Genomic DNA, 21,404 nt, shown 5'->3' with positions numbered 1-21,404 from the left:
GCTCAGTGCCCCCCTTCCGGCGGCGCCGCCGCCACCGACGTGACCGAGCCGTTGATGTCGTCGGTCACCAGCATGAAGACCTGGTCGCCCTCCTGCACCACGGTGGAGGCGGTGGGCAGGGTGCCGATGCCGAACCGGTTCAGGTAGGCCACCCGGGCGCCGGCGGCCTGCTCCAGCTGCCGCAGCGGCCGGCCGATCCAGTCCTTGTGCACCGGCACTTCCATGATCGACACGGTGCTGGTGGGGTCGCGGAAGATCTCCACGTTGCCCTCGGGGACCAGGTGGCGCAGCATCCGGTCGGCCGTCCACCGGACGGTCGCCACGGTGGGGATGCCCAGCCGCTCGTAGACCTGCGCCCGGCGCTGGTCGTAGATGCGGGCCGCGACCCGGGACACGCCGAACGTCTCCCGCGCCAGCCGGGCCGAGATGATGTTGGAGTTGTCGCCGCTGGACACCGCCGCGAACGCGTCGGCCCGCTCGATGCCGGCCTGGCGCAGCACCTCGCCGTCGAAGCCCGCGCCGGTGACCGTGATGCCGGCGAAGTCCGGCCCGAGACGGCGGAACGCGTCCGCGTCCTGGTCGATCACCGCCACCGAGTGGCCACGCGACTCCAGGCTGTGGGCCAGGGTCGACCCGACCCGGCCGCAGCCCATGATCACCACATGCACGGTGTCCGCTCCTCCCACGGCGCCGCCCGCCGACCCGTCGTCTGCGAGCCTGCCACGTCCCCTCACCGGACGGGGGACCGAACCGTACCGCGCGGGCGCGCACGCCGGAGATCGACCACCCCCGCGCCCGGCACCAGGTGGTCGTACGCTTGGCGGTTGTGGCCCGACCCACCTCGCTGCTGAAGCGACTCCTCCTCGGTCGACCGTTCCGGTCCGACCGCCTCCAGCACACGCTGCTGCCGAAGCGCATCGCGCTGCCGGTCTTCGCCTCGGATGCGCTCTCCAGCGTCGCGTACGCGCCGGACGAGATCCTCCTGACGCTGTCCATCGCCGGAGCCTCGGCGTTCATCTTCTCGCCGTGGGTCGCGCTCGCGGTCGTCGTGGTCATGCTGACGGTGGTGGCGAGCTACCGGCAGAACGTGCACGCCTACCCCTCCGGCGGCGGCGACTACGAGGTGGCGACTGTCAACCTCGGTCCCAAGGCCGGCCTCGCGGTGGCGAGCGCCCTGCTCGTCGACTACGTGCTCACCGTCGCCGTCTCGGTCTCCTCCGGCGTGGCCAACCTCGGCTCGGTGGTGCCGTTCGTCGCCACCCACAAGGTGCTCATCGCGGTCAGCGCGGTGGTGCTGCTCACCGCGATCAACCTGCGCGGCCTGCGCGAGTCCGGCACCGCCTTCGCCATCCCCACGTACGGCTTCGTGATCGTGATCGGCGGCATGCTGCTGACCGGGCTGGTCCGCGTCTTCGTGCTCGGCGACGACCTGCGTGCGCCGAGCGCCGGCCTGGAGATCCAGGCCGAGCACAGCGTCACCGGGTTCGCGCTGGTCTTCCTGCTGCTGCGCACGTTCTCCTCCGGCTGCGCCGCGCTCACCGGCGTGGAGGCGATCTCCAACGGCGTACCGGCGTTCAAGAGCCCGAAGTCGAAGAACGCGGCGACCACGCTGCTGTTGCTCGGCGGCATCGCGGTGGCGATGCTCGTGGGCATCATCTGGCTGGCCCGCCTCACCGGCCTGCAGTTCGTCGAGGACCCGCGCACGCAGATCATCTCCGGCCCGGACGGGTACGTGCAGAAGACGGTCACCACCCAGCTCGGCGAGACCGTGTTCGGCGGCGGCTCGGTGCTGCTCTACGTGGTCGCCGGGATGACCGCGCTGATCCTGTTCCTGGCCGCGAACACCGCCTTCAACGGCTTCCCGGTGCTCGGCTCGATCCTCGCGCAGGACCGCTACCTGCCGCGCCAGCTGCACACCCGCGGCGACCGGCTGGCGTTCTCCAACGGCATCCTCTTCCTGGCCGTCTTCGCGGTGGTGCTGATCATCGGCTTCCAGGCCGAGGTGACAAAGCTCATCCAGCTCTACATCGTCGGGGTGTTCGTCTCGTTCACGCTCTCCCAGGCCGGCATGATCCGGCACTGGAACCGGCACCTGCGCCGCGAGCGCGACCCGGAGGCGCGCCGCCGGATGATCCGCTCCCGGGCGATCAACACGTTCGGCATGGCCATGACCGGCGTCGTGCTGATCATCGTGCTGGCCACCAAGTTCCTGCTCGGCGCCTGGATCGCGATCGTCGCGATGGCCGTGATGTACGTGGTGATGCTCGGCATCCGCCGCCACTACGACCGCATCGCCGAGGAGCTGGAGCCGACCGAGCAGCGGGCCGTCCTGCCCGCCCGCAACCACGCCATCGTGCTGGTCAGCAAGCTGCACAAGCCGACGCTGCGGGCTGTCGCGTACGCCCGGGCCACCCGGCCGGACACCCTCACCGCGGTCACCGTGAACGTGGACGAGCAGGACACCCGCGACCTCCAGGCCGACTGGGAGCGCCGCGAGCTGCCGGTGCCGCTGACCGTGATCGACTCGCCGTACCGGGAGATCACCCGCCCGATCCTCAACTTCGTCGCGTCGGTGCGCCGGGAGTCGCCGCGCGACGTGGTCACCGTCTTCATTCCCGAGTACGTGGTGGGGCGCTGGTGGGAGAACCTGCTGCACAACCAGAGCGCGCTGCGGCTCAAGGGGCGGCTGCTGTTCGAGCCGGGCGTGATGGTGACCAGCGTGCCGTGGCAGCTCGCCTCCACCGCCAGCAAGAACCTGGACCGGCTGGACGCCACGCTCAGCCGCGGCCCGGCGCGCGGCCCCCGGGTGGCGCCGCAGAGCACGCTGCCGCCGCCGGTGGCGTCCACGCCGTCCGCCGAGCGGGAGGAGCGGCCGTGAGCGCGGTGGAGCGGCCTGGGCCTGGGCCTGCGTCGGCGGACCGGCCCGGGCTGGAGGAGGCCGAGCGGGTCGAGCTGACTGTCGACGCGGTCGCGCCGGGCGGGCACTGCGTGGCCCGGGTCGGCGGCCAGGTGGTCTTCGTGCGGCACGCGCTGCCCGGCGAGCGGGTGATCGCCGAGGTGACCGAGCTGCACCGGGGCTTCGCCCGCGCCGACGCGGTGGAGATCCTGGACGCCTCACCGGACCGGGTCACCCCGCCGTGCCCGTACGCCCGGCCGGGCCGGTGCGGCGGCTGCGACCTCCAGCACGTCGCCCCGGCCGCCCAGCTCGACTGGAAGCTGGCAGTGGTACGCGAGCAACTCACCCGGCTGGGCGGCCTCACCGCCGAGCAGATCGACGCGCTCGGCGTACGCATCGAGGCGCTGCCCGGCGGGCCGCTGGGCTGGCGTTCCCGGGTCCGCTACGCGGTCGACGCGGCCGGCCGGGCCGGGCTGCTCAAGCACCGCTCGCACGAGGTGGTGCCGATCGAGCGGTGCCTGATCGCGCACCCGGCGATCCAGGAGCTGCCGGTGCTCCCGCCCACCGGCGCCCGCTGGCCGGACGCCGACGCGGTGGAGACGGTCGCCAGCACCGGCGGGGACGTCGCCGTGGTCGCGTACACCGACGGGGTTCCGGCGGCGGTGAGCGGGCCGGAGCGGGTCCGGGAGACGGCGGCCGGGCGGTCCTTCACGCTGCCCGCCTCCGGGTTCTGGCAGGTGCACCCGGCGGCGGCGGACGCGCTGACCGGCGCGGTCCTCGACCTGCTCGGCCCGCGGTCGGGCGAGACGGCCTGGGACCTGTACGGCGGGGCCGGCCTGTTCGCCGCCGCGCTCGCCGAACGGGTCGGCGGCGCCCGGGTGACGCTCGTCGAGTCGGCGCCGGACGGGGTGGCCGCCGCCCGGGCGAACCTGGCCGACCTGGCCGGCGTCGAGGTGGTGGCCGCGCGGGTGGAGGCGGCGTTGTCGCGGCGGCGGATCACCGGCCCGGTCGACCTGGTGGTGCTCGACCCGCCGCGTTCCGGCGCGGGCGCCCCGGTGGTCCGTGCGGTGGCGGCCGCCGGGCCGCGTGCGGTCGCGTACGTGGCGTGCGATCCGGCCGCGTTCGCGCGGGACGTGCGCACGTTCGCCGAGGCGGGGTGGCGGCTGGCCGCGCTGCGCGGCTTCGACCTGTTCCCGATGACCCAGCACGTGGAGCTGGTGGGCCTGTTCCTGCCCCCGCCGCGTTGATCTTGTCCCCGGCTCCGCGCGTGGATCGCGTCGATCGCGTCGATCGCGTTGATCGCGTTAGTAAGGGGCCCTTTTACTACCGGATCCGTTAAGAAGGGGCCCTTCCTTGCGCATCGTCGGGCTGATGTCGGGCACGTCGTACGACGGGGTGGACGTGGTCGCGGCCGAGTTCACCGCCGACGCCGACACGCTGCGGCTGAGGCCGCTCGGGCACCGCGAGCTGGCGTACCCGGACGACCTCCGGGCCGAGATCGGCGCGCTGCTGCCCCCGGCGGCCACCACCATCGAGGCGGTCTGCCGGCTGGACAACCGCCTCGGCGAGGTGTTCGCCGAGGCGGCGGCCGTCGGCGTCGAGCTGGCCGGAGGAGCGGCCGACGCGGTCGTGTCGCCCGGCCAGACGGTCTTCCACTGGGTCGAGGACGGCCGGGTGCGCGGCACGCTCCAGCTCGGCGCGCCGGCCCGGGTGGCCGCCCGGGTGGGCGTACCGGTGCTGCACGACCTGCGCTCGGCGGACGTGGCGGCCGGCGGTCAGGGCGCGCCGCTGGTTCCGGCGTTCGACGCGCTGCTGCTCGACCCGGCCGCCGGTCCACGGGGGGCGTTGAACCTCGGGGGGATCGCGAACCTCACCGTGGTCGCGCCCGGCGCGCCCGTCCTCGGGTACGACGTGGGCCCGGCCAACGCGCTGCTGGACGCCGCCGCCCGGCGCCTCCTGGACCGGCCCTGCGACGTCGACGGCGCGCGCGCCGCGGCCGGCCGGGTGCACGAGGCGCTGCTTGCCCGGCTGCTCGCCGAGCCGTACTACACCGCGCCGCCGCCCAAGTCGACCGGCAAGGAGCTGTTCCACGGCGGCTACCTGGACGCCGCGCTGGCCGCGCTCGGCGAGCCGGTGGACGCCGACGACGTGCTGGCCACGCTCACCGAGCTGACCGCCCGCACGGTGGCCGACGCCTGCGACCGGCACGGGGTCACCGAGGTGGTGGCCGCCGGCGGGGGAGTGCGCAATCCCACACTCCGGGCGCGGCTGGCGGCGCTCGGCGAGGGACGCTGGCGGCTGCGCACCACCGACGAGCTGGGCGTGCCGGCGCAGGCCAAGGAGGCGTACGCGTTCGCGCTGCTGGGCTGGCTGTCCTGGCACGGGCTGCCGGGCGCGGTGCCGTCGGTGACCGGGGCGTCCCGGGCCGCCGTGCTCGGCTCCTGGACCCCGGCCGGACCGTCCGCCGCCGCGCCGCGCCCACCCGCGCCCCGCCGGCTGGTGGTGGACGCCTGACCTGGGTCGATGCACGGCCGGGCTGCGGACTGTTCCGCGGCCGATAGACTCTCCGGTCATGAGTGTTGAAGAGGGCACGGCCAACCACGGTCGGCTGCTGGGCACCGTCCGCGGCCCGCAGGACGTGAAGCGGATGACCGCCGAGCAGCTGGACATCCTCGCCGCCGAGATCCGTGACTTCCTGATCGCCAAGGTCTCCCGCACCGGCGGCCACGTCGGCCCCAACCTCGGTGTGGTCGAGCTGACCCTGGCGATGCACCGGGTCTTCGACTCCCCGCGTGACCGGCTCCTCTTCGACACCGGCCACCAGGCGTACGTGCACAAGATCCTCACCGGCCGGCAGGAGGGCTTCGACAAGCTCCGCCAGCGCGGTGGCCTCTCCGGCTACCCGAGCCAGGCGGAGAGCGAGCACGACCTGATCGAGAACTCGCACGCCTCCACCGCCCTGTCGTACGCCGACGGCCTGGCCAAGGCGTACGCGCTGCGCGGCGAGAAGCGCTCGGTGGTCGCCGTGGTCGGCGACGGCGCGCTCACCGGCGGCATGTGCTGGGAGGCGCTGAACAACATCGCCACCGCCGGCAACCCGCTGGTGATCGTCGTAAACGACAACGGCCGGTCCTACTCGCCCACCATCGGCGGCCTCGCCGACCACCTGTCGTCGCTGCGGCTCAACCCCGGCTACGAGAAGGTGCTCGACACGGTCAAGGACGCGCTCGGCAACACCCCGTTCGTCGGCAAGCCGATGTACGAGGTGCTGCACGCGGTCAAGAAGGGCATCAAGGACGCGGTCGCCCCGCAGGCCATGTTCGAGGACCTGGGCATCAAGTACGTCGGCCCGGTCGACGGCCACGACGTGCCGGCGGTCGAGGCGGCGCTGCGCGCCGCGAAGAACTTCGGCGGCCCGGTGATCGTGCACGCGGTCACCCGCAAGGGCTACGGCTACCGTCCCGCCGAGGACGACGAGGCCGACTGCCTGCACGGCCCCGGCGCGTTCGACGCCGAGACCGGCAAGCTGCTCGCCGTGCCGTCGGTGAAGTGGACGAACGTCTTCGCCGACGAGCTGGTCGCGATCGCCGACGAGCGCCCCGACGTGGTCGGCATCACCGCCGCCATGGCCGAGCCCACCGGCATCGCCACGCTCGCCCGCAAGTACCCGGAGCGGGTCTACGACGTGGGCATCGCCGAGCAGCACGCCGCCACCTCGGCGGCCGGCCTCGCCATGGGTGGCCTGCACCCGGTCGTCGCGGTCTACGCCACGTTCCTCAACCGCGCGTTCGACCAGGTGCTGCTGGACGTGGCCATGCACAAGCTGCCCGTCACGTTCGTGCTCGACCGGGCCGGCATCACCGGCCCGGACGGGCCCAGCCACTACGGCATCTGGGACATGTCCGTCTTCGGCGTCGTGCCCGGCCTGCGGATCGCCGCGCCCCGCGACTCGGCCACGCTGCGCGAGGAACTGCGCGAGGCGGTCGCCGTCGACGACGGCCCGACCATCCTGCGCTTCCCGACCGGCACCGTCGCCGCAGACCTGCCGGCCGTACGCCGGGTCGGCCCGGTCGACGTGCTGGCCGAGTCGGCGCGTACCGACGTGCTGCTGGTCGCGGTCGGCTCGTTCGCCGGCCTCGGTGTCGAGGTCGCCGCCCGGGTCGCCGAGCAGGGGTACGGCGTCACAGTGGTCGACCCGCGCTGGGTGCGCCCGGTGCCGGCCGAACTGGTCGAGCTGGCCGCCGGGCACCGGCTCGTGGTCACGGTCGAGGACGGCGTGCGCATCGGCGGCGTCGGCTCGGCGCTGGCCCAGGCGATGCGCGACGCCGACGTCCGGGTGCCGGTCAAGGACATGGGCGTACCGGCGGACTGGCACCCGCACGGCACCCGCGCGCAGATCCTGGCCGACCTGCGGCTGACCGCGCAGGACGTGGCGCGCGACGTCACCGGCTGGCTCTCCGGCCTGGACGCCGCCCCGGTCGACCCGGCGACGAACGGAGCCCGGGCCCAGAGCTGACCCTTTCCCCGCCGGCCCCCTCGGGGTTCCCGCGTCGATCTTGCACTTGCGGCCCTCCTGATGTCGGCTTCGCCCGATCAGGGAGGGCCGCAACCGCAAGATCGCCGGATGTGAGATGCCGAGGGCGGGGTCGTGGAGGTGCGGGAGGCGGGGCTCGGGGATCTTTCGGGGATCGTCGCGCTGCACAGCCGGGCGCGGGTCGCCTACTACGGGGCCGGTGGACTGCCGGTCGGGGAGATCCTCACTCCGGAGCTGGCCCGGGAGCAGCGAGAGGGCTGGGCCGGGGCGATCACCTCGGCGCACAAGCAGGTGCGCTGCGCGATCGTGGACGGCGCCCTGGCCGGGGTGCTGGCCATGGGGCCGCCCGGTCCCCGGCCGCGCGGCCTGGTTCGCGCCCACACCCGCCCCGATCCCGTCGATCTTGCACTTCCGGCCCCCGGATTGCCGGTTCTGCCCCGATCACCGGGGCACCAACTGCAAGATCGCCGAGCCCTCACCAGCCCTGGCCTGGCCCCCTGTTGACTCCTTGATCAGCGAGCAGGTCGGGTGATCATGAGGTTGGCGGTGCTGGTTTGTCGCCGTCAGGTTCATGATCGACGGGGCAGGCCACCGCGCGAGGCAGGCCACCATGCGGGGAGGGGAGAGGACTTGCGGGTCAGGGGGTGGGGAGGGAGCGGTACCAGGTCTTCTCCGTGCCGGCCAGGCTGAACGTCTGCCTCTGGTCGGTGTGCTCGACCACCACCAGGCCGGGACGGTCGACCAGGCGGGTCGTGCCGGGCGGGGCGGAGAACGAGGCGTCCCGGGTACGCCAGGACAGCACGGCCAGCGGCCGGCCCGGCATCGGCAGGTGGTACGCCTGAAGCGTGGTGGACCGGTCGGCGGGGGAGACCACCGGCGTGCCGCCGTCGGCCGGCCGGTAGACCACAGCCGTCATCGTCCCGGCCGGCGTCTCCCAGCTGAGCTGCTCCAACTCGCCCGGTTCGCCCTCACCGAGGGCCACCGAACCGAGCGAACGCGTCGCGATCTTCGCCATCGGCCAGGACTCCGGCGCGGAGCGGGGCGCCTCACGGTCGCCGATGCGGCGCGGCACGCTGCCGAACGGGCCCCGCTCACCGCCGAGCACGCAGGTGTCCAGTCCGGTCAGTGCGCGCTTGCCGGCGCCCGTCTCGTCGCGTACCAGGGGGTAGCGGGGCGCTTCGGTGGCCGTACCCAGGTCGAGGACGCGGTCCGCGGCCCGGCCGCGCGGCAGCGACGGCGTGGACCGCAGCGTCGCGGTCAGTTCGACGGCCCGGCAGGCCGGTACGGCGACCGGGTCGGTGACGCCGTCGGTGTTGCCGAGCACCTTGCCGTCGGGCCCGGTCAGCCGCTCGACGCGGGCCGAGGTCAGGTAGCGGCGGCCGGTCGGCTCACGCACCGGCAGCACGTCGGAGTAGACCAGGTAACCGGGGTCGGTGTACTCGGTGGCGTGGACGACCCGCCAGCGCTGCCCGTCCCGGTCGAGTTGCAGCAGCCAGGACGCGGCCTCACCGGGCACGTCGGCGGCGACGAGTGCGAGCGCCGACCCGGCGACCTGGCCGGAGAAGAGGATGCCGGAGGTGGGCACGTGCACCCGGTCGTCCACCGGGGAGCGCCAGTCGCGTACGGCCGTGGTGATCGCGGCGGTCACCGCGTCGTCGCCGGCCAGGCTGCCGCGCGGCGGCCACACCGCGAGGGTGCCGTCCAGACTGTCGTAGCCGACCCGCAGGTCCGCCGGCTGCCGTTCGGCGACCGGTCCGCAACCGACCGTGACCAGCAGCAGAGCTGCCAGCGCGGTGCCCGTCGTAGCGCCTCGGCGGGCTGAAAGCACCCTGATCCCCTCGCCGGTCGTCGGTCGGAAGCCCACATGGTACGAGACGACCGGTCACCCGGCCGCGCCCGGCTCACCCTTTCGGCCGATCGGCCACTGCGGAACGTGACGGGCGATTCGGGTACCAATATCCGGCTCCGGTAGACTCCGCCGACTGTGACGCCTGCCGAGACCCGCGGCGCCTCGACGCCGGACGCCGCCGCCCCGACGGGCCACCGCGCCGTCACCCTGGACCCACCGCCGGCCACCGTCGCCGGCGAACCGGAGCGGGCGACCACGACCACGCCGGAAGCGCCGACCGAGCCGGGCGCGCGGCGCGCGCGCCGGTGGCGGTGGACGCGCCGCCGGATCGACCTCACCGTGTACGGCGGATTCCTGCTCGCCGCGATCTGGGTCACCAGCGGCATCTGGGTCGACCCGGCCGGGCGGGTCGCCGCGCTCTACAGCAGCGACCCGGCGCAGGTGCAGTTCTTCCTGGCCCACTCGGTGCGGGTGGTGCTGCACGGCGAGTTCCCGTTCTTCACCGAGCAGTTCAACTACCCCGACGGCGTCAACCTGATGGCGAACACCGCCATCCTGGCGCTGGGCATCCCGATGGTGCCGGTGACCCTCCTGTTCGGACCGGCGGTCTCCTTCGTCACGCTCGTCACGCTCGGCTTGGCCGGCACCGCCGCCGCCTGGTACCGGGTGCTGTCCCGGCACCTGATCCGGCACCGCCCGGCCGCCGCCGTCGCGGCCTGGTTCTGCGGGTTCTCACCGGCCATGCTGTCGCACGCCAACTGGCACCCGAACATCATCAGCCAGTTCCTGCTGCCGTTCATCGTGTGGCGGGTGCTGGTGCTGACCCGGTCGGCCCGGCCGGTCCGCGACGGCGTGCTGCTGGCGCTGCTGGTCACCGCGCAGGCGTTCATCAACGAGGAGATCCTCCTCTTCACCGCGCTGGCGCTGGGCGTGTTCCTGATCGCCGTGGTGGTGCAGCAGCGCGAGCGGTGGACGACCGCCTGGCGGCCGCTCGGCGCCGGGCTGGCAGTCTGCGCCGCGCTGGCCGGGGCGCTGCTGGCGTACCCGCTGTGGGTGCAGTTCGCCGGGCCGATGGCGTACCACGGGCTCAGCGACGCGGTGCGCGACTACGGCAACGACATCGCCGCGTTCTTCGCCCCCGGCTCGCCCACGTTCGGCGGGAACGAACGCGCCAACGTCAACCTCGCGCCGAACTACTCGGAGGAGAACGCGTTCTTCGGCTGGAGCCTGTCGCTGCTGGTCGTGGGCATCGTGGTGTGGCTGCGCCGCGACGTGATCGTCCGCGCGCTCGCCGCCACCGGGCTGTTCTTCGCCGTGCTCTCCCTCGGCGAGCGGATCTCCTGGTGGGACCGGGAGATCGCCACCGGCCCGTGGGAGCTGCTGGTGCGGCTGCCGCTGCTCGACGCCGTGGTGCCGACCCGCTTCGGCATGATCACCGGCGTGACGGTGGCGATCCTGCTCGCGTACGCGGTCCGGCGCGCCTGGGCGCTGCGCGGCGTGGACCGGCGTACCGCCCGCAGGCTCACCGCCGCGGGCCTGGTCCTCGCGCTGCTGCCGATCGCGCCGATGCCGCTGCGGGTCACCACGCGGGAGCCGGTGCCGGAGTTCATCACCGCCGACCGCTGGCGCAAGTACGTCGGGCCGGACCAGACGCTCGTCTCCGTGCCGGTGCCCGCGATGGGCAACACCGACCCGATGCGCTGGGCGGCCAGCACCAACCTCGACTTCAAGATCCCCGGCGGCTACTTCCTCGCGCCGCGCAACGGCGTCACCGGCGACCCCGGGCGCTTCGGCGGCCGGCCCAGCGGCATCGGCGAGATGTTGCGGGAGGTATCGTCCACCGGCCGCACGCCGAAGCTGGACGACCGGCAGCGCCGCCGCTACCTGGACGAGCTGCGGCACTGGAACGCGGCGGTGGTGGTGCTGCCGCGCGACGAGCAGAACGCCGAGCCGCTGCGCCGCACCGTGGAGCAGCTGGTCGGCCCCGGACGGCAGGAGCTGAACGTGTGGCTGTGGGACGTGCGGAAACTGACCAGCCGGTCCGCCTGACCGAACCGGCGGTCCCCGCCCCCGCGCCCCGCCGCCGGCCCCGCCCGGTCGACGTGCTGGTGGTGGCCGGCTACCTCGGTCTCGCCGTGCTGCTCACCACCGGCCAGTGGCGCCGGCCGGAACGGCTGTTCCACCAGGCCGGCGACCAGATGTTGTTCGAGTGGATGCTGGCCCGGGCCGCCCGTGCGGTCACCGGCGGCGAGAACCCGCTGTACAGCGGCGCGCTGAACGCCCCGGACGGGGTGAACCTGATGGCGAACACCTCGGTGCTCGGGCTGGGCGTGCCGCTCACCCCGGTCACAGTCGTCTTCGGCTCCCAGGCGGCCTTCCTCGTCGCCGTGACACTCAGCCTCGCCGGCACCGCCACCGCGTGGTACGCGCTGCTCGCCCGCCGGCTGGTCCGCTCCCGGGCCGCCGCCGCGGTGGGCGGCCTGTTCTGCGGCTTCGCCCCGGGCATGGTCGCGCAGGCCGGGGCGCACCTGCACATGGCCGCCCAGTTCCTCGTGCCGGTGATCCTCGCGCTGGTGTTCCGCCCGGCCACCGACCGGGTCCGGCGCGACGGCGTGCTGCTCGGGCTGGCCGTCGCGTACCAGGTGTTCCTCGGCGAGGAGGTGCTGGTCTTCCTGGCGCTGGCCGCCGGGGTGCTGGCCGGGGCGTACGCGCTCGCCGACCGGGCCGCCGCGCGTCGCCTGGCGCCCGTGGTGGCCCGCCGGCTCGGCATCGGCGCGCTGGTCGCGGGCGTGCTGCTGGCGTACCCGCTGTGGTTCCAGTTCGCCGGGCCGGGCCACTACCGCGGGATGCCGTTCCACACCGAGGGCTACCGGCTGGACGTGGTCTCGTTCGTCGCCATGGCCCGGCAGAGCGTCACCGGGGACGCCCACCGGGCCGGGCTGCTGTCACCGAACCCGACCGAGCAGAACTCCTTCTTCGGGCCGTTCCTGCCGCTGCTGGCCGTACTCGTGGTGGTGTGGCTGTGGCGGCGGCCGCTGGTGCGCGCGCTCGCCGCCTGCGGTCTGCTGTTCGCGTTGCTGTCGCTCGGTTCCCCGATGGTGGTGAACCGGGACGACACCGGGCTGCCCGGCCCGTACCGCCTGCTCGCCGGGGTGCCGCTGCTGGACCTGGTGGTGCCGGCGCGGTTCGCGCTGGTCTGCGTACCGGTGCTCGGGGTGCTGCTGGCGCTGGCAGTGGACCGGGTCCGGCGCGGCGGCGCGCGCACCTGGGCGCCGTGGGCCGGCGCGGTCGCCGCCGCGCTGCTGCCGCTGGCGCCGACGCCGATCCGCACGGTGCCGGTCCCGCCGGTCCCGGCCGTGGTGTCCGGCGGCGGCTGGCGGGAGTACGTGCCGGCGGGCCGGACACTGGTGCCGGTGCCGCCGGTGACCGGAGCGGCGGTCAGCCCCGCCATGTTCTGGTCGGCGCGCACCGGGCTGGCGTTCGACGCGCCGGGCGGCTACTTCATCGGTCCGCGCTCGGCGGACGACCCGGCCGCCCGCTGGGGCGCGCCGGACCGGCCCACGTCGCTGCTGCTGCGCCGGGCCGCCGAGACCGGCCGGGTGCCGCCGGTCGGCGAGACGGAACGCCGGCAGGCGGTCGACGACCTGCGGCACTGGCGGGCCGCGGCACTGGTGCAGGCCGACTCGTCACCCGGCGACCCGGTCCGCGCCACTGTGGACGCGCTGGTCGGCCCCGGCCGGGACGTGCCCGGCGGATACCTGTGGGACGTCCGACCGCTCGTCGGCTGACCGGCGGGCGTCACACCCGGTCGCGCACGTCCCAGATCCACACGTCGTCCACCCGCTGCGGCGGGCCCAGCAGCTCGGCCATCAGGTCGCGCAGCACCGCCTCGCGCGGTCCGGCTCCGAGCACCACCACCGAGGCCCGCCAGAAGCGCAGGTCCTCCACTGCCTGGCGGCGGTTCTCCTCGGTGATCTCCGGCACCTCGCCTGCGTCCATGGTGGAGTAGATCAGCGTGCTGGTGGGGCGGTTCGGGGCGCCGAATACGCCCTCGCCGCGCTCGTTCGGGCCGATGAAGTAGCCGCCCGGGATCGGGAACTCCTGCCCGGTCAGGGCGCTCCAGCGCAGCGTGTGCAGCCCGTGCACGTTGCTCGGGATCGGCACCGGCACGAGCGTGCGGCCCTCCGGCACGTACGGCCGCCAGCCACCCGCGGTGATGAAGTGCGGCGGCGGGTCGATCCGCTCGGCGGGCAGCGGACGCGGGATCAGCGGCACCAGGGCGGCGGCGACGGCGACCAGCCCGGCCAGGCGCAGCACCCGGCGCCGCGTGTCGCGCGCGGACGGCTCGCCGTCGGCGTCGTCCCCGCCGCCGTCGGCGCCGGAGCGGGGGGCGGGCACCGGCGGACGGCCGGCACCGGCCAGCTTGTCCCACGCCAGGGCGAGCAGCACGCCGACGGCGGCCACCACGACCAGGCTCAACCGGGTCGGCATCATCATCTCGACCAACGGCAGGTCGTCCGGCACGTACGCCCACGGTCCGTCGATGTCGGTCTCCGCGCCGTTGAACCGTACGACCGGGCCGATCGAGGCGATCGTGAACACGACCACCAGCACGGCCAGGATCCGGGCCGGCACCGAGCGGCGGACCAGCAGGACCAGCGCGGCCAGCGCCACCAGCACCAGCGGCCAGCCGAACCAGGTGTTCTGCTCGGTCAGGCCGATGGTCTTCTCCACCGCCTCGTCGCCGGCGATCGTGTCCCGGGCGAACGTGACGAAGGCGACCAGGTCCTCGCCCCAGTTGTGGAAGACGCCGCCCTGCAGGCCCCGGTAGGACTGCGGGCCGTTGAACTGGTACCAGATCGGGTACGCGGTCAGCAGCAGCGCCACGCCGCCGCCGAGACCGAGCGCGGCCACGAACGACCCGGCCCGCTCGCGGGCCGCCCGGGGCCGCTGCACCGCGTACGCCACCACGACGACCAGGCAGGCCAGCGCGGTCAGCAGCAGCATCTCCTCGTTGATGAAGATCTGGTACGCGACCAGCAGCCCGAGCGCCAGACCGTTGCGCCGCCAGCGGCCCGGCTCGCCCAGCCGCAGCACCCGGGCCACGATCAGCGGCAGCAGGAAGTTCGACACGAAGTTGGGCTGGCCGTTGGCGTGGTGCACGATGCCCGGCGCGAAACCGAGGAACGCGCCGCCGACGAACGCCGCGCCCCGGGAGCGGACCAGGTGCCGGGACAGCACCCAGTACGACGTGGCGGCGGTCGCGGACAGCGCGGCGCCCAGGTAGAGCGCGTACATCACCTGCGGGCCGAGCAGCAGCGTCAGCGGCGCCAGCGGCAACGTCACGCCGAGCAGCGAGGTGTTCGCCATCATGTTCACCCCGTCCGGCGCGTTCTGCCGGGTGGTGAACAGCGGGTTCTCCAGGTGCTGCACGGAGTACGCGCCGTGCGCGAACAGCCACTCGAACCAGCTGTGGTCGGTGGGCAGGTGCGAGGAGACCCGGTGCTCGACGTCGCCCCAGTAGTTGAGGCAGACGAGAACGCCGAGGAGCACATAGGCTCCGATGGCCAGCACGTCGGCGCGGGCCGGCCGGCGACGGGCGCGACGTGGCGGATCGGCCACGACGGCGTCCGCCTCGACGGACGAGGGGTTCAACGAGGGGTCCACCACGGGCACGGCCACGACGCGCCATCGTACAGGCGGTTCGTCACGCGGCCGGTCACGGTCGGGCGGCAGCCCGGCGCGCGGGAGAGGATGGTCGTGACCGTCATCGATCTGGGGGAGATGCGCGACGACGCCTCGCCCGGTCCGGCGCCCCGGCCCCCGCGCGCCGTCGGGCGCCCGTTCCGCAGCCTGGTGGTGCTGCTGGTGGCGCTGCTCACGCTCACCGCCGCGGCGCCGCCCCGAGGCCCGGTCGAGTGGACGCTGCCCGGTGGGCTGGGATCGGCCGTGTTCGTCTCCGGCGACGTGGTGTACGTCGTGCGGCCGGATCGCGGAGGCACCGGCGGCGGGCGGGAGATCCTCGCGTACCGGGGCGACCGGGAGCGGTGGCGCAGCCCGCTGCCCGGCGTGAGCACCGCCGTGTCGGTGTGGGAGCAGGACGGCCGGGTGATCGTGGCCGGCCGGAGCGTCGACAACACGGACTGGCAGACGGTGACGTACGACGCGGCCACCGGCGCGAACGTCTGGCGCCGGCCCGGAGTCGCGTTCGCTGTGGGCCGGGTGCTGCTGATGCACTCGGTCACCTCCGACACCACGACGTCGATCACGCAGGTGGACCCGGCCGACGGCCGCGCCCTGTGGACGGTGCCCATGTCGGGCTCGCTGGGGTTCGACTTCGAGCCGGTGGGGCCGGCGCGCATGGTGTTGTCCCCGGCGACCGGGGAGACGGTGGTCGTGGACGCGCGCACCGGCGCGCGGCTCGTGGCGCGGGACCTGCACCCGGTACAACCGCCCGCGCAGCGCCGGTTGCAGATCGCCCGCGGGCTGCTGCTGGAGTTCCGCGACGGCGACGGGGCCATCGAGGCGTACGACCTGGACACGCTCCGCCCGCGCTGGACCGTCGCGCGGAAGCTCGTCGGCCACGTCGAGAGTTGCGGCGCCCTGCTCTGCGCCGTCGGGCTGGCCGGCGGAACGACCGCGCTCGACCCGGCGACCGGCGCCGTGCGCTGGAGCGTGGACCGATGGGCCGGCGTGGCGGCGGAGCGTGGCGGCCGGCTGCTCGTCGGTGTCCCCGACACCGACATCGACGACGGCTTGGCGGTGCTGGACCAGGACGACGGGCGGCTGATCGCCGACCTCAGCGGCTGGACCCTGGTCCCGCAGCACGAGTCGGGCGGCCCGCTGCTGGCGACACGACCGCTGGGCGGCGGCCGCCGGCTCCTGGCCGAGGTGGCCCTGTCCGGCGACCCGCCCTCGGTCCGGGGCACGTACACCGGCACCGACTGCACCACGGGCGTGACGCTGCTGGTCTGCCGCCGGCCCGGCGGCGACTACATGGTGCGGCGGTTGACGTGAGCCCGGTGATCGAGCTGGGGGAGATGCGGCACGGCGAGTCCGCCGACGAGCCGGCCGACCGGCCGCCCCGCCGGCCGCCGGGCCGGACGGCACGGGTGGCGCTGCTCGGTGCTCTGGTGCTGCTCGTGGTCACCGCCGCCGCCGCGCCGCCGCGCCGGCCCGAGCCGATCCGGGTGCCCGCCCCGCAGGGTGCGGCGTTCGTGCTCCTGCCGGACCGGGTGGTGGTGGCCGACGGCCCCGGTGCGATCGGCCGGGGTGGGCGGGTGGTCGCCGCACACCGGCTGCCCGGCGGGCAACCGGTGTGGCGGTTCGCGCTGACCGCCGGTGACCACGTGCTCGACCTCACCGCCGTGGGCGGGGGACTGCTGGTGACGAGCAGCCCGGCCGGGGACGGCGACTCGGTCTCGGCGATGCTCGACGCGACCACCGGCGCGCTGCGCTGGCGGCACCCCGGCTACCCGGTCCGGACCGCCTCCGGCGGGTTGCTGCTGGAGAATCCCCGCCCGCCCGGTGCGGGCACCGTGCGGGCCGTGGACCCGGCCTCGGGCGCGGTGCGATGGACGCTGCCCGTGCCCGGTCAGGAGGTGGGATACCGTCACGACACCCACGGGGTGACGCAGCTCGTGCTGGTCACCCCGCAGGGCCGGGTGACCGTGTACGACGCGGACTCCGGCGTGGTCGCGCACACCGGCCAGGTGGCGCCCGCGGCCGATCGCGCCACCTACCGGTACGCGCAGGTGGTGGCCGATCTCCTGCTGGTCGAGGACGCCCGGGGCACGGTCACCGGGTACGGGCTGGACCGGCTCGACGAGCGGTGGAGCCTGCCGGTCGGCTCCCGCGCCGGGCTCTGGTTCGCCGACTGCGCCGGAATGGTGTGCCTGCGCGACCAGGTGGGCGGCGCGCAGGCCCTCGACCCGGCCACCGGCCGTCCGGCCTGGTCGGACGAGCGCTGGCTGGGCATGGGCCCGGTCGGCGACCGGCTCATCGCCGCCGAGCGCGGGGTCGGGGAGGAACTGGAACTGTCGGTGCTGGACCCGCCGACCGGCCGCGTGCTGGCCCGGCTCGGACGCTGGCGCGTCTCCGGCAACGGCCTGCAGTCCGGGCCGCTGATCGGACTGCGCACGCTCACCGAGGACCGGACGCTCGTCGGCGCGCTGGACGTGGCGGCCGGGCAGGTACGGATCCGGGGGATCCTGCCGGGTGCCTGGTCCGAGTGCGCGGACACGGGTACGGAACTGGTGTGCCTGCGCCCGACCGGGGGGATGGCGATCTGGCCGGTCGGCCGCTGATCACCAGTTGGCCTGCGCCGGTGGCGGCGGCAGCGGCGTCGACTCCGGCCGCAGCACGTACGCGATCCCGCCGCTGCCCGCCTGCCAGGCGCTCTCGAACGGTCCGCGCGGCACGGTGCGGCGGACCCGCTCGTCGTCCGGGGCGTACGGGTCGTTGAGCACCGGGTCGCCGTCGGCGGTGAAGCCGGCCAGCACCATGAGGTGCCCCCGGGTGTCGTAGTCCAGGCCGGGCACCTGACCGGCGGTGAACGCGGCCGAGACGATCAGCGGGATGCCGGCGGCCACGAACCGTTCCGCCTCGGCCAGCGAGCGCAGCCGGGTGACGAAGGCGTCCACCCCGTGCGTCGCCGCGTACGCCGTGTTGAACGGCCAGTTGCCCGGCCCGCCGAAGGCGTGGTCGTAGCAGTGCCGGGCGGCGTGCACCACCTGCGGGCGCGGGCCGGGCGGCGCCACCCACGCGTACCGGTCCGGGGTGGGCCCGGCGCCCCAGAAGTCGAGGACCATCGACACGCAGGTGGGGCTGCACCAGGAGTCGCCGCCGCCACCCCAGCGGTTCTCCCCGGCGGCGTGCAGCCGCTGCGCGTAGCGCGGCACGTCCAGCACCCGTCCCCATGCGGCCCCCGGCCGAAGCGCGGCGTCGGCGTCAGCGCCGGTGGCGGCGGGCTGCGTGCCGGCTGCGTCGGCGTCGGCGCCATCGTCGGTTGCGGTTGCGGTTGCGGTGGCGGGCGGATCGGTGGACGCGACCACGCCCACAGTGCGCAGCACCGGGCCGGCGGGCGCGTCGAGCCGGCGCAACAGCGTCACCCGGACCTGCCAGCCGGTCACCGTCGCGCCGGTCACCCGCAGCGTGTCGGCGGCGACCCGCGCCCGGTCGTCCTCCTGCCCGGGTACCGACGCGCGGTGCACGGCGCTGTCGTCGGCGGCCCAGTGGCCCAGCTCGTACCAGCCGGTGGTGGCCGTGTCATCGGCCCAGCCGCGCAGTTCGACCCGCAGCCAGCAGCCGGGCGGGGTGTGGGCGGTCCAGGATGGCACCAGTTCGGTGACGGCGAAGCCGACGGACGTCACGGGGGAGGTCCAGGCGCCGGCGGCGTACTCGGCCGTGGTCCCGGAGTGCGGGTCGGTGTGCGTGACCCGGCCGGCATCGCCGTCGGGCGTCAGCCCGTCCGGCCCGGCGCGCAGCCCGTCCGCACGACCCCGTTCCCGGTCCGCCGGGAAGCGGAACCGGCGGTACGCGATGTCGCGGCCGCTCATCGGGAGCCCGCCCGGCGTGGCCGTGGCCTGTGGCTGCTGCGGTTGTCGATCATCGCCGCCGAGCATCGCGTACCCGAAGGTTTTCTGCAACGGCGGCCCGTGCCACCGCACGGGCGATCGACCCGGTGTGCTGTCACCGACCGTAGCCGCAGCGTCCCCGCGGCATGGTCACCCCCGCGCCCCTTTGCTCTGCAGCCATCGGCGCATCGGTGACCCACGGCTATCGCTGCGCATGAGGCTGCAGAGCAAAGGGCGCGGAGGGGTGTCTCCTCCAGTAGAGGCGGGTTGAGGGTTTTACCAGGTCAAGGCGATTTGCCTTCCCGGTCGTCCGGTTCGGTCGAACGAGCGCTCATCACCGTCCGTGACGAAGCCGCCAACCCGTGTCAACGTCACGGAGAGTCACACCTTAGGGCTTCGGGCCGGGCGAGGTGGCCCGAGCGTTTGCCCCCGCCGCGCTCGCCGGCGCTCGTCGACGGTCGTCTCGCGGGTCGGCTCCTCCGGCGGCCGGTTTTGCCTGCCGCACTAGGTTGTCAGGGGTCACGAGGTGGGAGGCCGGGATGCGGGTACTGGTGGTCGAGGACGAGCGCAACCTCGCCGACGCGATCGGGCGCGGGCTGCGTAAGCGCGGAATGGCGGTCGACGTCGCCTACGACGGCGACGCCGGGCACGAGGCGGCGTTCGTCACCCGCTACGACGTGGTGATCCTGGACCGCGACCTGCCCGGCGTGCACGGCGACCGGATCTGCGCCGACCTGGCCGCATCCGGCGCGCTGACCCGGGTGCTGATGCTCACCGCCAGCGGCACCGTCGCCGACCGGGTCGAGGGGTTGCAGCTCGGCGCCGACGACTACCTGGCCAAGCCGTTCGCGTTCGACGAGCTGGTGGCCCGGGTGCAGGCGCTCGGCCGCCGCGCCACCCCGGCCGCGCCGCCCGTGCTGGAGGTGGCCGATCTGGTGCTCGACCCGGCCCGCCGGGTGGTGAGCCGGGGCGGCGTGCCGCTCGACCTCACCAACAAGGAGTTCGGCGTGCTCGCCGAGCTGCTCAAGGCGCGCGGCGCGGTGGTGTCCAGCGAGGAGCTGCTGGAGCGGGTCTGGGACGCCAACACCGACCCGTTCACCACGATCGTCCGGGTCACCGTGATGACGCTGCGCAAGAAGCTCGGCGACCCGCCGCTCATCGACACCGTCGTGGGTGCGGGCTACCGCATCGGCGGGGTACGGCAGTGAGCGCGCCGGCCACGCGCCGGGTACGGCCGACGCTGCGGCTGCGGCTGACCCTGCTCAACGGCGTGCTGCTGGTCGGCGCCGGGGCGATCCTGGTGCTGCTGGCCTGGCTGCTGGTCCGCGACGCGCTGCGCCCCACCGACGAGCTGCTACCCGGCACCACTGTGGTGCTCAGCGACGGGCGCACGCTCGACGCCGGGCAGTGGCAGCGGCAACTGGTGGACGCCGCGTCACAGGAACTGCTGGTCAAGGGCCTGCTCGCGCTGGTGGCGATCAGCGTGGTCGGGGTGGCCGGGGCGTACCTGGTGGCCGGCCGGGCGCTGCGCCCGCTGCACCAGGTCACCGCCACCGCCCGCCGGCTCGGCGAGGCCACGCTCGACGAGCGCATCGGCTGGTCCGGCGCCGACGACGAGGTGGCCGAGCTGGCCGAGACGTTCGACGCCATGCTCGACCGGATCAGCGGCGCGTTCGAGACGCAGAAACGGTTCGTCGCGAACGCCTCGCACGAGCTGCGAACCCCGCTGGCGGTGATGCGTACCGAAATCGACGTGACGCTCAGCGACGACGACGCCGACCTCGCCGAGTACCGCCGCATGGCCGGCGTGGTGCGCGACGCCTCCGAACGCGCCAACGGCCTCGTCGACGCGCTGCTGGTGCTGGCGCGCAGCGAGGCGCAGACCGGACGGCGGCTCGCCCGGCGCGCCGAGTCGGACCTCGCCATCGGCACCGCGAACGCGCTCTCAGCGGTCTCCCGGGAGGTGGAGCGCATCGGCCTGAAGGTGCACACCTCGCTGCGCCCGGCGCCGGTGGTCGGCGACCCCGGCCTGCTCGACCGGCTCGCCGGCAACCTGGTGGAGAACGCGGTCCGCTACAACCACCTGCACGGGCGGATCTGGGTACGTACCGGCACCGACGGGGAACGGTCCTGGCTGGTCGTGGGGAACACCGGCTTCGAGGTCGCACCGGCCGACGTACCCGGGCTGTTCGAGCCGTTCCGGCGCGGCGGCCAGGAACGCACCGGCGCGCGCGGCTCCGGTCTCGGCCTGTCGATCGTGCGGGCCGTCAGCGACGCGCACGGCGGCACGGTCAAGGCGGTCGCCCAGCCCGGCGGCGGCCTGGAGGTGACAGTCACGCTTCCGTCGGCCGACCCGCCGGCATCCACCTGACCGCCCACCTCAGCCCGACCAGGCGGTGAGACGACCTCACCTTTTCGTGCGGACGGTCTCGGCTGTCCTGGCCGGACCCGACGGTGGTCGGCCCCGGCGACCCGGTGGTCGGGCAGAATGCGCCACTCCCGCTGGACGCGGAGGTGTGGATCAACGGAGAGTGAGCGCAGCGACGCCTC

15 protein-coding genes are annotated in these 21,404 nt (G+C 74.4%); 11 read left to right on the top strand and 4 right to left on the bottom strand.

What is annotated here, in order from left to right; genetic code table 11:
• Positions 1 to 2: 2 nt before the first annotated feature.
• Positions 3 to 668, bottom strand: a complete 666-nt coding sequence (locus tag Q3W68_RS00470; protein ID WP_174536106.1) for a TrkA family potassium uptake protein — start codon at positions 666 to 668, stop codon at positions 3 to 5.
• A 158-nt stretch (positions 669 to 826) separates the two neighbouring features.
• On the opposite strand from Q3W68_RS00470, the gene Q3W68_RS00465 reads away from it, so the two are divergent.
• The 5 genes from Q3W68_RS00465 to Q3W68_RS00445 all read left to right on the top strand — a co-directional run bounded on the left by Q3W68_RS00465 (position 827) and on the right by Q3W68_RS00445 (position 7,934).
• A complete protein-coding gene (locus Q3W68_RS00465) occupies positions 827 to 2,878 on the top strand; it encodes an APC family permease (RefSeq protein WP_302903592.1) in 2,052 nt (683 codons plus the stop codon).
• The gene (locus Q3W68_RS00460) at positions 2,875 to 4,143 is read left to right on the top strand and encodes a class I SAM-dependent RNA methyltransferase (protein WP_302903591.1); all 1,269 of its coding nucleotides are present in this window, start codon (positions 2,875 to 2,877) and stop codon (positions 4,141 to 4,143) included. The genes Q3W68_RS00465 and Q3W68_RS00460 overlap by 4 nt, the downstream gene beginning before the upstream one ends.
• Before the next feature lie 106 nt (positions 4,144 to 4,249).
• The gene (locus Q3W68_RS00455; RefSeq protein ID WP_302903590.1) at positions 4,250 to 5,410 is read left to right on the top strand and encodes an anhydro-N-acetylmuramic acid kinase; all 1,161 of its coding nucleotides are present in this window, start codon (positions 4,250 to 4,252) and stop codon (positions 5,408 to 5,410) included.
• Between the two features lie 58 nt (positions 5,411 to 5,468).
• On the top strand, positions 5,469 to 7,412 hold the full coding sequence (dxs, locus tag Q3W68_RS00450) for a 1-deoxy-D-xylulose-5-phosphate synthase (RefSeq protein ID WP_302903589.1): 1,944 nt from the start codon (positions 5,469 to 5,471) through the stop codon (positions 7,410 to 7,412).
• Positions 7,413 to 7,544: 132 nt separating this feature from the next.
• Positions 7,545 to 7,934 (top strand): hypothetical protein, encoded by a 390-nt coding sequence (locus tag Q3W68_RS00445; protein WP_302903588.1) that lies wholly within the window; start codon positions 7,545 to 7,547, stop codon positions 7,932 to 7,934.
• Positions 7,935 to 8,067: 133 nt separating this feature from the next.
• On the opposite strand, the gene Q3W68_RS00440 is transcribed toward Q3W68_RS00445, so the two are convergent.
• Positions 8,068 to 9,258 (bottom strand): hypothetical protein, encoded by a 1,191-nt coding sequence (locus Q3W68_RS00440; RefSeq protein WP_302903587.1) that lies wholly within the window; start codon positions 9,256 to 9,258, stop codon positions 8,068 to 8,070.
• Between the two features lie 156 nt (positions 9,259 to 9,414).
• Here Q3W68_RS00440 and Q3W68_RS00435 point away from each other — a divergent pair, with 156 nt between their 5' ends.
• Positions 9,415 to 11,328 carry a hypothetical protein gene (locus tag Q3W68_RS00435; protein WP_302903586.1) on the top strand — a complete coding sequence of 638 codons (1,914 nt, stop codon included), beginning with the start codon at positions 9,415 to 9,417 and terminating at the stop codon, positions 11,326 to 11,328.
• A complete protein-coding gene (locus Q3W68_RS00430) occupies positions 11,286 to 13,067 on the top strand; it encodes a hypothetical protein (RefSeq protein WP_368045713.1) in 1,782 nt (593 codons plus the stop codon). Before Q3W68_RS00435 ends, Q3W68_RS00430 begins: the two co-directional genes overlap by 43 nt.
• Before the next feature lie 10 nt (positions 13,068 to 13,077).
• On the opposite strand, the gene Q3W68_RS00425 is transcribed toward Q3W68_RS00430, so the two are convergent.
• Positions 13,078 to 14,934 carry a hypothetical protein gene (locus Q3W68_RS00425; RefSeq protein WP_302904915.1) on the bottom strand — a complete coding sequence of 619 codons (1,857 nt, stop codon included), beginning with the start codon at positions 14,932 to 14,934 and terminating at the stop codon, positions 13,078 to 13,080.
• Positions 14,935 to 15,039: 105 nt separating this feature from the next.
• Between Q3W68_RS00425 and Q3W68_RS00420 the strand changes: the two genes are divergently transcribed.
• Both Q3W68_RS00420 and Q3W68_RS00415 read left to right on the top strand, forming a co-directional pair.
• A complete protein-coding gene (locus Q3W68_RS00420; RefSeq protein ID WP_302903584.1) occupies positions 15,040 to 16,296 on the top strand; it encodes a PQQ-binding-like beta-propeller repeat protein in 1,257 nt (418 codons plus the stop codon).
• Positions 16,293 to 17,585, top strand: coding sequence for a PQQ-binding-like beta-propeller repeat protein (locus tag Q3W68_RS00415; protein ID WP_302903583.1), 1,293 nt, complete (start codon positions 16,293 to 16,295; stop codon positions 17,583 to 17,585). The genes Q3W68_RS00420 and Q3W68_RS00415 overlap by 4 nt, the downstream gene beginning before the upstream one ends.
• Here the strand turns inward: Q3W68_RS00415 and Q3W68_RS00410 are convergent, their stop codons facing one another.
• A complete protein-coding gene (locus Q3W68_RS00410; protein WP_302903582.1) occupies positions 17,586 to 18,836 on the bottom strand; it encodes a peptidase C39 family protein in 1,251 nt (416 codons plus the stop codon). It lies immediately after the preceding gene.
• A gap of 557 nt (positions 18,837 to 19,393) precedes the next feature.
• Between Q3W68_RS00410 and Q3W68_RS00405 the strand changes: the two genes are divergently transcribed.
• The gene (locus Q3W68_RS00405; RefSeq protein WP_302903581.1) at positions 19,394 to 20,062 is read left to right on the top strand and encodes a response regulator transcription factor; all 669 of its coding nucleotides are present in this window, start codon (positions 19,394 to 19,396) and stop codon (positions 20,060 to 20,062) included.
• Complete coding sequence (locus tag Q3W68_RS00400) at positions 20,059 to 21,225, top strand: cell wall metabolism sensor histidine kinase WalK (RefSeq protein ID WP_302903580.1); 1,167 nt, start codon at positions 20,059 to 20,061, stop codon at positions 21,223 to 21,225. The genes Q3W68_RS00405 and Q3W68_RS00400 overlap by 4 nt, the downstream gene beginning before the upstream one ends.
• Positions 21,226 to 21,404 lie beyond the last annotated feature (179 nt).

It is taken from the genome of Micromonospora sp. C28ISP2-4, assembly GCF_030519385.1.
Classification (GTDB): domain Bacteria; phylum Actinomycetota; class Actinomycetes; order Mycobacteriales; family Micromonosporaceae; genus Micromonospora; species Micromonospora tulbaghiae.
Note: the sequence above shows the minus strand (reverse complement) of the source record. Positions and strands in the feature narration are given on the sequence as shown.

Bases quoted from the DNA above. Each gene is read 5' to 3' on its own strand.
- Q3W68_RS00410 (WP_302903582.1), bottom strand. From the start codon at position 18,836: ATGAGCGGCCGCGACATCGCGTACCGCCGGTTCCGCTTCCCGGCGGAC.
- Q3W68_RS00405 (WP_302903581.1), top strand. From the start codon at position 19,394: ATGCGGGTACTGGTGGTCGAGGACGAGCGCAACCTCGCCGACGCGATC.
- dxs (WP_302903589.1), top strand. From the start codon at position 5,469: ATGAGTGTTGAAGAGGGCACGGCCAACCACGGTCGGCTGCTGGGCACC.